Origin of the sequence: Microbacterium sp. DWRC1-3, assembly GCF_049896645.1 — a bacterium.
Taxonomy (GTDB): domain Bacteria; phylum Actinomycetota; class Actinomycetes; order Actinomycetales; family Microbacteriaceae; genus Microbacterium; species Microbacterium maritypicum.
This window is the reverse complement of the sequence record NZ_JAFCUS010000001.1, coordinates 1,096,783-1,110,372: the sequence shown is the minus strand read 5'-3', so window position 1 is coordinate 1,110,372 and position 13,590 is coordinate 1,096,783. Positions and strand designations below refer to the sequence as shown.

The following is a 13,590-nucleotide window of genomic DNA, read 5'->3' as shown; positions in this document are numbered from 1 at the left end:
CAGGCGCGGCGGTAGCCTGTAGAGATGACGTTCGGGCTCACTTTCGAGAAGCTGCTGCTGATCGGCCTCATCGCGGTCCTGATCATCGGCCCCGAACGTCTGCCGCGGGCGGCGGAGAGCTTCTCCCGCATGGTTCGCAAGGCCGGCGAGTACCTGCGCGCGACCAAGACGAGGGTGCGCGAGGAGATGGGGCCCGAGATCGACGACGTCGACTGGCGCAAGCTCGACCCGCGTCAGTACGACCCCCGTCGGATCATCCGCGACGCGCTGATGGAGGAACCTCAGCCCGCGACTCCCATGCAGGCGCGCGAGACCATCGCGGAGCCGATCGCCGGAACCGTCGCCCCCACGCGTGTGGCTCCGCAGGAGTTCAGCGCGACCAATCGCCCGCCTTTCGACCCTGAAGCCACGTGACCCGAGGGCGGCTCGCCGATCGCGACGCCGTGGCCTTCTGGCTCGCCGCGCTGTGCGCGTGCGTGTCGGTCCTGATCTGGACCCTCTGGGTGCTGCCGGTCGCGGCCTCCGTCGATGACGCGGCTCCGTCACCGCTCGGGCGCTCCGCGGAGGTGGGGCTCGATTCCGGTGAGCGGGGTGGCATCTGGGGCAACGGGATCTCGGCGGCGCTGGGCACGATGGAGTGCGCGGTGGTCGGCCCGGATGGCGTCGGACTGACGTTGTCGGGCGCGCCGTCGCTCACCTGGGACGACACGCTGTGGTGGATGACGCCCCGGCTGGGCTTCGCGCAGAGCGCGCAGTTCACCTCGGTCGAGGCCGGCATCCACACCGTGACCTGCGTCGACGCGCTGGACACCTACGACGGTGAATTCCTGGTCGCCGGTGACACCTTCGGACGCGGGTCCGTCGGTCTCGGTCGCAACGGAGGCAGCGACTTCGCCGTCGGTTCGCTCCTGGCCTTCGGCGCGGTGGCCTGCCCGCTGATCGTCGTGCTCGTCCCCGGCGTCATCCTGATCCGTCGCCTGGTCGTCCGGCGTCGTCGCGCTGACGGCCCTGAGCCTCGGAGGTCGTCGCCTGAGGTCTGGGAGAGCTAGGAGATCTTGGAGCGGAGCGTCGCGATGTCGTCGTCCGTGAGCAGGGCGCGGGGGATCGCGGTGGCGACCGAGGCGTCACGCAGCTTCAGCAGCACGGCGTCCTTGCCCACGTGCATCTTCTGGAACGTGCGGTAGTCGATGTCGGATCGACGGCGACCGCTGCCCACCTGCAGCCTGTCGTCTTCGAGGGCCACCCACACCACCTGCTCCACCGGCATCGCGATCCGCACGGCCGTTCGGGCGCCCGAGATGGACATGAGGACGGCGAAGCCTGCGAGCCCGGCGATGATCACAGGCATCCAGCCCGCGGCGAACGGGGCTTCTTCCCCCGGTGACACGGGGGCGCTGAGATTGAGGATGCTGAGCGCCAGCGCACCGGCGAGGGCGAACCACATCACGAGGGCGGACGGGCGGGTCAGCGAATAGATCGCGGCGTCGCGCGCCATCCGTCGCAGCAGGCTCTCGTCGACGGTCAGGGAGCGTGGGGACACTCGTTCATCCTCCCACGCGCTCAGCCGATCGACATCGGCAGCGATCGACCGGAGAGGCCCCTGCCCTGCCGGGCGAGGGTGGCCGCGAGGTCGCGGATCGTCGAGGCCGCGGCATCGGTCGTCCCGCCGCCGACGATCGGCTCTCCCGCGTCTCCGCCCTGACGCAGAGCGGGGCTGAGGGGGATCGAGGCGAGCAGCGGGACCGTCGCTCCCGGCTCGGAGAGCGCCTCGGCGACGGCCGCGCCCCCGCCGGAGCCGAACAGGTCGATCAGGGTGCCGTCGGGGAGCGTGTACGCCGCCATGTTCTCGATCACTCCGATCACGCGCTGACCGGTCTGACGCGCGACGAGACCGCTGCGGATGGCGACCTCGGCCGCGGCGGTCTGCGGGGTGGTCACGACGAGCACCTCCGCATGGGGGAGGAGCTGGCCGATCGAGATCGCGATGTCGCCCGTTCCCGGCGGCATGTCGATCAGGAGCACATCGAGATCCCCGAAGAAGACGTCGGTGAGAAATTGCGACACCGTGCGGTGCAGCATCGGTCCGCGCCACGCCACCACGGACTCGCCGTCGCGGAGGAACATCCCGATCGAGATCGTCTTCACGCCATGCGCGACCGGGGGGAGCATCAGGTCGTCGATGCGGGTCGGCTGGGTACCCGCCGGGATGCCGAGGAGCCCGGGGATCGAGAACCCGTGCACATCCGCATCGACGAGGCCGACGGACAGTCCCTGATCGGCGAGGGCGACGGCGAGGTTGGCCGTGACCGTCGACTTGCCGACGCCGCCCTTGCCGCTGGAGACGAGGATCACACGGGTGAGCGAGTCGGGGCCGAACGGCATGTGTCGTGCGGGTCTGCCCGCGCGGAGCTTCTCGGTGAGCGCCTTGCGCTCGGCCGGCGTCATCACGCCGACCTCGACCTCGACCTCGGCGATGCCGGGAACGGATGCGGCCGCACCGCGCACGTCGGCTTCGATCCTGGCCGCCGCGGGGCACCCGACGATCGTCAGCACGATGCCGACGCGGGCGCGGTCGCCGTCGACGGAGATCTCGCGGACCATGTCGAGTTCGCCGATGGGTCGGCGCAGCTCCGGATCCGTCACGGCGGCGACGGCCGATCGGACGCGCTCGGCCGCCGTCATGAGGCGGTGCCGGGTCGGGTCTTGTCCGGCGCGTCTTCGAGCTCGGCGAGAAGTGCCTTGAGCTCCTGCCTGAGCACGTCGCGGGTGACGGCCTGCGAGTTGCGCTCTTCGAGCGACATCCGCAGCGCGACGATCTCTCGGGCGAGGTACTCGGTGTCGGCGAGGTTGCGCTCGGCACGCTGCCGGTCCTGCTCGATCTGCACCCGGTCGCGGTCGTCCTGGCGGTTCTGCGCGAGCAGGATGAGCGGTGCGGCGTACGAGGCCTGCAGGGAGAGCATGAGAGTCAACGCCGTGAATCCGAGGGCGGCGTCGTCGAAGCGCAGCTCGTCGGGCATCAACGTGTTCCAGAGGATCCATACCACGCAGAAGAGGCTGAGAATCAGCAGGAAGGCCGGCGTACCCATCGCACGAGCGACCCACTCGGTGAAGCGCCCGAAGCGGTCGCGAGAGGTCGCCCTGGGGCGGGTGGTGGTGCGGCCCGGTGCGTCGAGGCGCGGGGACCGGGCCATCAGCGCATCTCCTTCGCGGGGGAGCTGTCGTCGCTGTCGTGCGAGCGCCAGTCGTCCGGGAGCAGGTAGTCCAGCACGTCGTCGATGCTGATCGCTCCGACGAGGCGGTGCGCCGCATCGATCACCGGGAGCGAGACGAGGTCGTAGCTCGCCAGCAGTCGCGCCACCTCGGCGGCGGATGCCGTGACGGGTACGGGCTCGAGGCTGTCGTCGAGGATCGCGCCGAGCCGCTCGTGCGGCGGGTAGCGCAGCATCCGCTGGAAGTGCACGAGCCCGAGCAGGCGCCCGGTGGGTGTCTCGAACGGCGGGAGCGTCACGAACACCGCGGCGGCCAGTGCGGGGTGCAGCTCATGGCGGCGGATCAGGGCCAGCGCTTCGGCGACGGTGGCATCGGCCGACAGGATGATCGGCTCGGGGGTCATCAGACCGCCGGCGGTGTCGGGTCCGTACCGCAGCAGCATCCTGACGTCCTCGGCCTCCTCCGGCTCCATGAGCTCGAGGAGCTGCTCCAGACGGTCCGGGGCCAGCTGGGCCAGAAGATCGGCCGCATCGTCCGGTTCCATCTGGTCGAGGATGTCGGCCGCGCGCTCGTCGCCCAGCCGGTCGAGGATGTGTACCTGCTCGTCTTCGGGCATCTCCTCGAGGGCGTCGGCGAGGCGGTCGTCCGACAGCTCCTCGGCGACCTCGATCATGCGCTGCTGTGGAAGGTCGAGGAGCGTGTTGGCGAGGTCGGCGGCGTGCAGCTCGGAGTACGAGGCGACGAGCTGCTCGGCCGACTGCGACTCGCCGGGCGCGCGCTGCTCGGTGACCTCGCTCCACCCCGCGAAGGTCGTCGGTCCCTTCGCGAACGGGGAGGCGCTGGTCTTCGGGCGGCGGAGGAACAGCTGGCTGATCGCCCATTCGCCGAGGCGGTTCGGCTCGATCGCGATGTCTTCGATCACCGCGGTGCCGCTGCCGTCGACGAAGCTCACGCGTCGCCCGAGCATCTCGGCGAGCACCCGCACCTCGCCGGCGCGCGGAGAGAACCGTCGCACGTTGATCAGACCCGTGCTGATGACCTGGCCGGCGCGGATCGAGGTGACGCGTCCGATGGAGAGGAACACCTGTCGGCGTCCCGGGATCTCCACGACCAGACCGATGACGCGGGGCGCCGCGGTACTTCGGTACACGACGACGACATCCCGGACCTTGCCGAGCCGGTCGCCGACGGGATCGAAGACGGCGCACCCGGCGAGGCGCGCGGCGAAAACCCGTTGTGTGCTCACTTCTCCAGAGTAGTCGGCGGCTCAGGTCTGCGGCGGGATGGTCGCGCCTCGGGCCGTCCGACGGTGCGCGTGGAAGAATAGCCGGATGAGCATGCTGAACCGGCCCGCGAGCGGCACAGACACCGGCGAGATCGTCGCGTCGATGCGCGACTACGAGAGCGCGCAGAAGACGGTCTCGAAGCTGATCGCCGGGGAGGTGCCCGCACGCGACATCGCCATCGTCGGACAGAGCGTGCGCACCGTGGAGCGTGTGACCGGCAAGCTCGGCTACGCGGCCGCCGCGCGCTCCGGAGCGATCAACGGCGTGCTGATCGGCCTGTTCCTCGCCGCCATCCTCGTGCTGGGCAACCCCGAGGTTCCGATCCAGCTCTTCCTGGGCTTCGTCCTCATCGGCGTCGCGGTCGGCATGCTCCTGAGCCTCGTCACGTACGCGATCGTCCGTCGTCGCCGTGACTTCGCGAGCGTCACGCAGTTCGCGGCCGACCACTACGAGGTCACGGTCCTGTCCACATCGCTGGGCAAGGCCCGCCAGGTGCTCGGCGCCAACAAGGTCGCCCCGGTGCGCCCCCCGGTCAACCTCGATGAGCCGCCGCGTTACGGTGAGCGGATCACGCCCGGTGCGACCGCTCCCTCTCCCTCTCCCGAAGAGCCCGTCATTCCGCCGCGTCCCGCCGACCCGGTGGCCGAGCCCGTCGCCGAACCGGAATCCGGTGCGACGCCGGAAGCCGGGACTGCCGCTGCGTCGACGGTGACGCCGGTCGAGCCCGATGCCGCCCCCGATGCGGACGGCATCCAGGGCGAGCGGGCATGACGGCGATCTGCGCACTCTCCGTCTGATGGTCCAGATCCCGGTCGAACTCTCGAACGGTCCCACTGTCGTCTCCGCAGACTGGACCCCCGGTGACAACGGGGCGACGGTGATCGTCGCGCACGGCGCGGGTACCGGCAAGGACCACCCGTTCCTCACGGGCTACGTCGACGCGCTCGGTGCGAGCGGCTTCTCGACCCTGCGTTTCAACTTCCCGTACGTGGAGCAGGGACGACGGATGCCGGGACCTGCCGCGCACGCGATCGCCACCTGGAACGCCGTCGCAGCCTTCGCACGAGAGTCCGCCCCCTCAGCGACCCTGTGGGCGACCGGGAAGTCGTATGGGGGACGCATGGCGTCGATGGCGGTCGCCGAGGGCATGCTCGTCGACGGGCTCGCCTACCTCGGCTATCCGCTGCATCCGCCGGGGCGGCCGGAGAAGCCGCGCATCGAGCATCTGCCGGGCATCACGGTGCCGCAGCTGTTCGTCGAGGGGACGAACGATCCGTTCATCCAGCCGATCGCCCAGTTCGAGGAGGCCGTCGCGAGCTGCCAGGATGCGCGCGTGGTCTGGGTCGAGGGTGCCGGCCACACCTTCGAGGTCAAGGGGCACAAGCGCCCCGCGGCAGAGATTGGGGCGTCGCTCGCGCCGATCGTCGCCGAGTTCATCGATCGCTGAGCACGTCACCGCGCCGACGTCACCGATCCAGCGTCGCCAGCTCCTGGTCGTCGAGCAGGCGCCGCAGCGTCGTGAGCCCCAGCGTGCTCATCGGGGGATTCGACTGCTCGTAGTACCAGCCGAGCCCGATCGCCTGCTGGAAGGCCCACGCCGCGCCTCGCAGCCACTCGGTGTCGCTCACCCCCACTCCGTCGCGCAGCACAGCGCGGGCGGGAGCGTCGAACAGATGCCAGGCGCTGACCAGGTCGAGCGCCCGATCGGCGGGCCCGAAGCCGCCGCCGTCGAGAACCCCCACCAGTCGGGTGACGCCGTCGGCTTCACGGACCAGAAGATTGAACGGCGTGAGGTCACGATGACTCATCACGTCCGGGCCGTCCGATGGCAGGGAACGCAGCGCCGTCCAGAGTCGGGTGGCGCGGTCGGTGTCGAGAAGATGCCCGCTCCTGTGGAGGCACTCGGCCACCCATTCGTCATGGTCGGTGAGAGTACCTCCGCGGCCACGGCCGTCGAAGACCCGATCCTCGACCTCGGTCGCCCGCAGCCCCCGGATCAGCGTCACCAGGTCCTCCGCCAGCGACGCGGATGCCGCTTGCGCGGTGGAGCCGGCGGTCTCGCCGGTGAGCCAGGTCTGCAGCGACCAGGCCGAGGGGAAGGCTGCGCTGCCGTCGGCCACGCCGCGAGGCAGCGGTGCCGGGAAGGGGCTGCTCACCGCGAGCGCGGTCATCGACGCGGCCTCCGCCTCCGCCTCCGCCCGTGCGACGGGGAGGAGAGGGAAGCGGGCGACCAGATCCTTCCCGACACGGACGATCGTGTTCACCGTCCCGATGGTGGCGACAGGGCGGAGCACCGCATCGCCGTGTTCGGGGAACGACGCGGCGATCAGCTCGCGCGCGAGCGCGAGGTCGACCGTGTGCGCAGCCTCGTGCATCGTCAGAACGGCCGAGCCCGCCCCTGTTTGCGCATAGGCGTCAGCTCTGCAGTCGCGCGATCCAGGCCTCGACCTCGTCGGCGGTGCGGGGGATGCCGGCCGAGAGGTTCACGGGGCCGTCTTCGGTCATCACGATGTCGTCCTCGATGCGCACGCCGATGCCGCGGAGTTCGGCCGGCACCGTGAGGTCGTCGATCTGGAAGTACAGTCCGGGCTCGATCGTGAAGACCATGCCCGGTGCGAGGATGCCGTCGTAGTACATCTCGCGACGGGCCTGCGCGCAGTCGTGCACATCGATGCCGAGGTGGTGCGAGGTGCCGTGCACCATGTACCGACGGTGCTGGCCGCCCTTGTCGGCGTCCAGGGCCTCTTCGGCGGTGACGGGCAGCAGACCCCACTCGGCCGTGCGCTCGGCGATGACCTTCATGGCTGCGCCGTGCACGTCGCGGAAGCGCACTCCGACCCGGGCGGCGGCGAACGCGGCGTCTGCGGCCTCGCGCACGGTCTCGTAGACCCGTCGCTGCACCTCGGTGAACGTTCCGGAGACGGGCAGCGTGCGGGTGATGTCGGCGGTGTACAGGCTGTCGGCCTCGACGCCCGCATCCACCAGGATCAGATCGCCGGGGACCACGGTGCCGTCGTTGCGCGTCCAGTGCAGGTAGCAGGCGTGCGGGCCGGAGGCGGCGATCGTGTCGTACCCCTCGCCGTTGCCGTCTTCACGCGCACGGCGGTGGAAGACGCCCTCGACGACACGCTCGCCCCGTGCATGCGCCGTAGCCGCGGGAAGCTCGCGGATGATGTCGTCGAAGCCCTTCGCGGTGATCTCGACGGCACGGCGCATCTCGGCGATCTCGAACTCGTCCTTGACGAGGCGCAGCTCCGACACGAATCGTGTGAGGGTCTCGTCTTCGTCGAGCACGAGCTCGCCCTCGACGGCTTCGAACTGGTCCAGGTGCGCGGTCGCGATCTCGAGGTCGGCGGCGACACCGGCGAGGGACGGGCGCGGACCGATCCAGAACTCTCCGACCGTGGCGTCGGCGTAGAACTCCGTCGTCGTGCGGTCGGCGCGCTCACGGAAGAAGAGCGTGATGTCGTGACCACCCTCGGTGGGGGCGAAGACGAGCACCGAATCGGGCTCGGCATCCGATGCCCAACCGGTGAGGTGCGCGAAGGCCGAGTGCGCGCGGAAGACGTAGTCGGTGTCGTTGCTGCGCTGCTTGAGCGAGCCGGCGGGGATCACGAGACGCTTGCCGGGGAAGGCCGCGGAGACGGCTGCGCGCCGCACCGCCGCGTACGGCGCCTGTGCGCGCGGCGAGGGGAGCGTCTCGGGACGCTCGGCCCAACCGGTTGAGATGGTGTCGAGGAAGCCCTGGGGGAAGGGCTGCTTGCGGTTGGTGGTGCCGTTCTCGACAGACGCTTCGACGGTGGGCTCTGCGATCGTGTCGCGCTCTCCAGTGCTCATCCCTCCAGTCTGTCACCTGGCAGGCTGGCGCGGGAATCAGCCGGCGGGCTCCAGCTGCACGACCAGGGCGCGGTGGTCGCTCCCCCCGGCATCATCGAGCACGACGGATCCCGTCGGAGACCAGTTCTGCGATGCCATCACATGATCGATCGGCGCGCCCGCCAGCGCGGGCAGAGAGCTCGGCCAGGTGCCGGTGAGCCCGTTGCCGGTGCGGGAAGCGACATCGCGGCAGTAGCCGATGTCGCCGCCTTCCACGCCGAGCGGGGCCATGTGGTCGATCGTCGCGTTGAAGTCGCCGGCCAGGATGAAGTCGCCCTGGGGGCACTGGTCGGCGATCCACTGGAGGTCGCTGCGCCACTGCTGCATCTCCTCCATGCGCGGGGCCACCGCGTGCACGGCGACGATGGTGGGGCCGGAGCCATCGATCGGCATCAGCACGACGCTGGGCACCGAGCCGGTGTTGCTCGTGCCGTCCTTCGCCGACTCGATCACGGAGTACTCCCCGAGGTCGGGGGCGACCAACACGGTGGTCTGCCATGACTGCGGACCGTCCTGCACATCGGGGCGGAACTGCACGTGGTGCACCCACATCGGATGCCCCTGCTCCCGCAGCATGATCGCGATGCGCTCGCCGACGGCCTCGGTGGTCTCCGGGAGGGCGACGATATCGGCACCCTGATCGAGGATCCGCTGCGCGATCACCTCGGCGGGTACGGCTTCACCCGCTGTGTTCCAGGTGAGCACCCTGATGCTGCCCTCGGTCTTCTCCGGGAGGTCGGAGCCGCCGAAGCCGCGGGTGGCGCCGATGGCCGCCGTCGCGCCGGCACCGAGCAGGGCGACGATCAGCACGGAGGCGGCGAATCCACGCAGCGGGCGGGCGAACAGCAGCAGGAGCGCGAGGACCGCGACCACGAGGAATCCGCCGAGCACGAGGCCGCGCGCCGACACGAGCTGTGCGAACGGGTAGGTCTGCTCGAGACGGAAGAACTGCGGCCACACGACGATCGCCGTCGCGATCGCGAGCAGCACGGTGAACAGGATCCCCAGGAGACGAAACATCCCCTCCAGCCTAGGAGCGCCGCCTGTGAAGTCCCTGCCTCGACATCCGCCTCCGTGCGCCTCGGCGCCTGCACCGGGCGACGCTCGGTACGCTCATTGGATGGCCACTTCGTCCCACGGGTTCGCCGGTCCCGCCGACCTGCACCTGCACTCCAACCATTCCGATGGCACGGAGTCGCCCGCCGAGGTGGTCGCGCAAGCGCACGCGCACGGGGTGCGCACGCTCGCGCTCACCGATCATGACCGTTCCACCGGATGGGCCGAGGCGGGAGATGCCGCCGTCGCCCTCGGGATGACGTTCATCCCGGGGATGGAGCTCTCCGCGAAGCACGAATGGCGCAGCGTGCACGTGCTCGGCTATCTCTTCGATCCGCAGGACGAGGCGCTGCGCGCCGAGACGGATCGCATCAGGGGGGACCGGATCGGTCGTGCCGAGCGCATCGTGCGCAACATCGGGCGCGACTACGACCTGCACTGGGACGATGTGGTCGCGCAGACGACGCTCGACGCGACGGTCGGGCGCCCTCACATCGCCGACGCCCTCGTGGCACGGGGGATCGTGCGGGATCGGACGGAGGCGTTCGACGGCATCCTGCATCCGCGGGAGGGGTACTACGAGCCGCACTATGCGCCCGATCCGATCACCGCGGTGCGCTTGATCACCGAGGCCGGGGGAGTGGCGATCATCGCCCACCCCGTGACGGCGGGCCGCGACCGCATGATGCCGGTGCCGTTCATCGAGCGGCTCATCGACGCCGGCCTCGGCGGGTTCGAGATCGAGCATCGCGAGAACACGGAGTCGGGGAAGAGGATGCTGCGCGAGATCGCCGCGAAGCACGACCTCATCGTCACCGGCTCCAGCGACTATCACGGCACTGGCAAGCCGAACCGTCCCGGCGAGAACACCACAGCCGATGAGATGGTCGCCAGGCTCCTGGCGCGCGGCACCGGCATCGCCCCGCGCGTTCCCTGAACCTCGCGCCGCGCCGCGCGCGCACGGGAAAGGGCGCATACGCCGGTGTGAACCGGACGCATGCGCCCTTTCGGTCGAAGCTCAGGCTCCGGTGACGGGAGCTGCGCCTGCGCCGGAACCGCCGCGGCGACGGCGGCGACGACGTGCCGGGGCCGGCTTGCCGTCGTGGTGCTCCTTGCCGGCGCCGTCATGCGTTCCTGCGCCCTCGGCACCGCGGTCGGCTGACGGCGCGGAATGTCCCTCGCCCGATGCGGGCTCCGCTGCACCCTCGGTGAACGTCGATCCGACCGGGGTCGTGCTGTTGCGACGGCGGCGGCGACGGCGCGTGCCGCTCTCGTCGGTGCCCTCGGCAGCAGCATCGGCCGCGCGCTCCGGGCGACGGGTGCGCTCGGTCTTGACGGACTCGGTCTTGGGTGCCGACACCAGTCGGCCCTTGGTGCCCTGGGGGATGTTGAGGTCCTCGTACAGGTGCGGGCTCGACGAGTAGGTCTCGATGGGCTCCGGCTGGCCGAACTCGAGCGCCCGGTTGATCAGGGCCCACTTGTGCAGGTCCTCCCAGTCGACGAAGGTGACGGCGATGCCGGTCTTGCCCGCGCGGCCCGTGCGGCCGGCGCGGTGCAGGTAGGTCTTGTCCTCGTCGGGGATCGTGTGGTTGATGACGTGCGTCACATCGTCGACGTCGATGCCTCGGGCGGCCACATCGGTGGCCACGAGGACATCGCGCTTGCCCGCCTTGAAAGCGGCCATCGAACGCTCACGCTGGTCCTGGCCCATGTCGCCGTGCACACCGCCGACGTTGAAGCCGCGGTCGCCCAGCTCGTCGACGAGGCGCTGCGCCGCGCGCTTGGTGCGCGTGAAGATGACGGTCTTGCCGCGACCCTCGGCCTGCAGGATGCGGGCGATGACCTCGTCCTTGTCCATCGAGTGCGCGCGGTACACGAGGTGCTTGATGTTGGCCTGCGTGAGACCCTCGTCGGGGTCGCTCGCGCGGATGTGGATCGGGTTCGTCATGAAGCGACGTGCGAGGGCCACGATCGGGCCGGGCATGGTCGCAGAGAACAGCTGCGTGTGGCGGACGGCCGGAACCTTCTGGAAGATCTTCTCGATGTCGGCGAGGAAGCCGAGGTCGAGCATCTTGTCGGCCTCGTCCAGCACGACCTCGGTCGCGTTCGAGAGGTCGAGCAGGCGCTGGCCCGCGAGGTCGATCAGTCGCCCCGGCGTGCCGACGACGATCTGCGCGCCCGCCTTGAGCTGGTCGATCTGCCCCTCGTAGGCCTTGCCGCCGTAGATCGCCACGACGCTGGTCGAGCGGTTGCTGGTGAGCAGGTCGATGTCTTCGTACACCTGCACTGCGAGCTCGCGCGTGGGGACGACGATGAGCGCCTTGACCCCGTGCTCCGGGTCCTTGCCGAGGCGCTGGACGACGGGGATGCCGAAGCCGAAGGTCTTGCCGGTTCCCGTCTTGGCCTGACCGATGATGTCCTGGCCGGGAAGGCCGAGGGGGATGGTCTGCTCCTGGATGGGGAACGCGTCGACGATGCCCTTGGCGGCGAGTGCGTCGACGATGTCCTGGTCGATGCCGAGATCGGCGAAAGTTGTCACTTTATTCAGATTGCCTGTCCGGCGACCCTGTGGGATCGCCACGTTAACGGATCCACGCCGTCTCTTGTGCCACAGGCGCGGGGCCCCGCTCCGACGGCGGGGACACGCCCAGCCTACCCGAGGGGTGGTATCGGCCAGGAAGGTGGGTCCGGCACGAGTATTGTGAACGACGTGGTGGACTCGGGAGGACAACCTCGTGGTTAAGTGGTTCTGGCAGCGCGACGACGCGCCGCGACGCACTCTGGCCCTGCGCAGCAGAGGCGATCAGGGGGATGCGACGCGCATCGACTTCGCCGAACTCGCCCCCGAGCTCAACCGCTTCCTCGGTCAGGCCGCCTATCTGCAGCTGGGCTACTTCGAGACGCTGACGCGCCTCATCCGGGCCACGCCCGAGCTCTCCGAGAAGGAGTCGCTCTCGCGCGCCGCCGGAGCCGCTCTGACCAAGCACCGAGGAATCGTCGACCTCATCGCCGAGCGCGGGGACGACCCGACGCAGCTGATGCTCCCGTTCCGGGAGAACCTCGACGCCTTCCGCCGCAAGACCATCGGCGCGCGGCCCAGGGAGACGCTGCTGGCGGTGTACATCACCGCCGGGATGCTCGACGACTTCTACCTCGCGCTGGCCTCCAGCTACGGGGACACCGGGCGCCGCGTGGCGGAGATCCTCCGTGAGGACGACGCTCGGCACGAGATCGTCGCCATCGTCCAGGAGACCATCGAGAGCGACGAGGAGTGGCGATCGCTCCTGTCGATGTGGGCCCGCCGTCTGGTCGGCGACACGATCCTCGTGTGCCGCTCCGCGCTGCGACCGGAGCGCCTCGACGTCGACGAGGAGCGCATCGAGCCCGTGTACACCGAGCTCATGGGCGCGCACGCGCGGCGCATGGACGCGATGGGACTCGCGTCCTAGCCGACGATTCGCTCGAGCCGCCTCGTCCGTTCGCAGGCGGAGCCCGGCGGGTCAGATGCCGAGCGCTGCCCGGTTCTGAGCGTCGGAGCGCTTGCGGAGCCTGGTGAGGGCCACGGTCGCCAGCGCCGCGACGATGGGCGCTCCCAGCACGCTCGCGAGCCACAGCCAGATGCTGTCCTCGCCGAGGCCCGCCCACTGCAGGGCCGTGTACGTGATCGCCGAGACGGCGGTCGCGATCGACGGAGTCAGTGCGACGCCGCGCAGCTCACGGTCACCGATCAGGAAGTGCGCGGCGATTCCCAGAGCGCACGCGCCGATGAGTGCGAGGAGGATGTACATCGTCGGGTCAGGCGACGAAGCCGACGCGGCGCGATTCCTCGGTGCCCAGTTCGATGTAGGCGAGGTTCGCGGTCGGGACGATGTAGGAGTTGCCCTTCACATCGGCGAAGCTCACGTGCGATGCGCTCTGCTCGAGCGCCGCGGCGACCTGGGTGCGGACTTCTTCCGCGCTTGCGCCGGTGTCGAAGCTCAGTTCACGGCCGGTGTTGATGATGCCGATGCGGATTTCCACGCGTGCTCCTTGAAGTTCGGGGACTGCGCCAACTCTACCCCGCGAGCACGGGGCGGGATCGGCGGTGGCGCCCGGTTTCGCCGTGAGCGCACAGGCGGACGGGCCGCGGTCACGCGAGTGAGCGTGGCGGGTGCGGACGGCG

The 13,590-nt window shown here is 69.9% G+C and carries 16 protein-coding genes; 6 read left to right on the top strand and 10 right to left on the bottom strand.

Annotation, left to right across the window (positions count from 1 at the left end; translation table 11 throughout):
- Positions 1-24 precede the first annotated feature (24 nt).
- Both ACP699_RS05290 and ACP699_RS05285 read left to right on the top strand, forming a co-directional pair.
- On the top strand, positions 25-414 hold the full coding sequence (locus ACP699_RS05290; RefSeq protein WP_055864411.1) for a twin-arginine translocase TatA/TatE family subunit: 390 nt from the start codon (positions 25-27) through the stop codon (positions 412-414).
- A complete protein-coding gene (locus ACP699_RS05285) occupies positions 411-1,049 on the top strand; it encodes a hypothetical protein (protein WP_127482617.1) in 639 nt (212 codons plus the stop codon). The genes ACP699_RS05290 and ACP699_RS05285 overlap by 4 nt, the downstream gene beginning before the upstream one ends.
- Here ACP699_RS05285 and ACP699_RS05280 read toward each other — a convergent pair.
- Genes ACP699_RS05280 through ACP699_RS05265 form a run of 4 tightly spaced genes read right to left on the bottom strand, consistent with a single transcriptional unit; the run spans position 1,046 to position 4,456 of the window.
- Complete coding sequence (locus ACP699_RS05280) at positions 1,046-1,540, bottom strand: YcxB family protein (protein WP_426169757.1); 495 nt, start codon at positions 1,538-1,540, stop codon at positions 1,046-1,048. The genes ACP699_RS05285 and ACP699_RS05280 overlap by 4 nt on opposite strands.
- A 20-nt stretch (positions 1,541-1,560) precedes the next feature.
- Positions 1,561-2,682 carry an Mrp/NBP35 family ATP-binding protein gene (locus tag ACP699_RS05275; RefSeq protein WP_314476851.1) on the bottom strand — a complete coding sequence of 374 codons (1,122 nt, stop codon included), beginning with the start codon at positions 2,680-2,682 and terminating at the stop codon, positions 1,561-1,563.
- The gene (locus ACP699_RS05270) at positions 2,679-3,191 is read right to left on the bottom strand and encodes a DUF1003 domain-containing protein (RefSeq protein WP_055864400.1); all 513 of its coding nucleotides are present in this window, start codon (positions 3,189-3,191) and stop codon (positions 2,679-2,681) included. The genes ACP699_RS05275 and ACP699_RS05270 overlap by 4 nt, the downstream gene beginning before the upstream one ends.
- Positions 3,191-4,456, bottom strand: a complete 1,266-nt coding sequence (locus tag ACP699_RS05265) for a magnesium transporter MgtE N-terminal domain-containing protein (RefSeq protein WP_017828633.1) — start codon at positions 4,454-4,456, stop codon at positions 3,191-3,193. Before ACP699_RS05265 ends, ACP699_RS05270 begins: the two co-directional genes overlap by 1 nt.
- An 85-nt stretch (positions 4,457-4,541) precedes the next feature.
- On the opposite strand from ACP699_RS05265, the gene ACP699_RS05260 reads away from it, so the two are divergent.
- Both ACP699_RS05260 and ACP699_RS05255 read left to right on the top strand, forming a co-directional pair.
- Entirely contained in the window at positions 4,542-5,267 is a 726-nt protein-coding gene (locus ACP699_RS05260) for a general stress protein (RefSeq protein ID WP_055873282.1), read from the top strand.
- Positions 5,268-5,292: 25 nt separating this feature from the next.
- A complete protein-coding gene (locus tag ACP699_RS05255; protein ID WP_400647564.1) occupies positions 5,293-5,943 on the top strand; it encodes an alpha/beta hydrolase family protein in 651 nt (216 codons plus the stop codon).
- Positions 5,944-5,962: 19 nt separating this feature from the next.
- Here the strand turns inward: ACP699_RS05255 and ACP699_RS05250 are convergent, their stop codons facing one another.
- Genes ACP699_RS05250 through ACP699_RS05240 form a run of 3 tightly spaced genes read right to left on the bottom strand, consistent with a single transcriptional unit; the run spans position 5,963 to position 9,392 of the window.
- Positions 5,963-6,871: a phosphotransferase gene (locus ACP699_RS05250; RefSeq protein ID WP_288969354.1), complete on the bottom strand. Its 909-nt coding sequence runs from the start codon at positions 6,869-6,871 to the stop codon at positions 5,963-5,965.
- A gap of 40 nt (positions 6,872-6,911) precedes the next feature.
- Positions 6,912-8,333, bottom strand: a complete 1,422-nt coding sequence (locus ACP699_RS05245) for an aminopeptidase P family protein (RefSeq protein ID WP_055864388.1) — start codon at positions 8,331-8,333, stop codon at positions 6,912-6,914.
- Positions 8,334-8,369: 36 nt separating this feature from the next.
- Positions 8,370-9,392: an endonuclease/exonuclease/phosphatase family protein gene (locus ACP699_RS05240; protein WP_055864385.1), complete on the bottom strand. Its 1,023-nt coding sequence runs from the start codon at positions 9,390-9,392 to the stop codon at positions 8,370-8,372.
- Between the two features lie 100 nt (positions 9,393-9,492).
- Here ACP699_RS05240 and ACP699_RS05235 point away from each other — a divergent pair, with 100 nt between their 5' ends.
- On the top strand, positions 9,493-10,365 hold the full coding sequence (locus tag ACP699_RS05235; protein ID WP_151486111.1) for a PHP domain-containing protein: 873 nt from the start codon (positions 9,493-9,495) through the stop codon (positions 10,363-10,365).
- An 81-nt stretch (positions 10,366-10,446) separates the two neighbouring features.
- Here ACP699_RS05235 and ACP699_RS05230 read toward each other — a convergent pair whose 3' ends face one another.
- A complete protein-coding gene (locus ACP699_RS05230; protein ID WP_055873273.1) occupies positions 10,447-11,967 on the bottom strand; it encodes a DEAD/DEAH box helicase in 1,521 nt (506 codons plus the stop codon).
- 196 nt (positions 11,968-12,163) lie between these two features.
- Between ACP699_RS05230 and ACP699_RS05225 the strand changes: the two genes are divergently transcribed.
- On the top strand, positions 12,164-12,877 hold the full coding sequence (locus ACP699_RS05225) for a ferritin-like fold-containing protein (protein WP_017828625.1): 714 nt from the start codon (positions 12,164-12,166) through the stop codon (positions 12,875-12,877).
- A 51-nt stretch (positions 12,878-12,928) separates the two neighbouring features.
- Here the strand turns inward: ACP699_RS05225 and ACP699_RS05220 are convergent, their stop codons facing one another.
- A complete protein-coding gene (locus tag ACP699_RS05220; RefSeq protein WP_426169746.1) occupies positions 12,929-13,216 on the bottom strand; it encodes a hypothetical protein in 288 nt (95 codons plus the stop codon).
- 7 nt (positions 13,217-13,223) lie between these two features.
- Entirely contained in the window at positions 13,224-13,448 is a 225-nt protein-coding gene (locus ACP699_RS05215) for a DUF3107 domain-containing protein (protein WP_017828623.1), read from the bottom strand.
- Positions 13,449-13,590 lie beyond the last annotated feature (142 nt).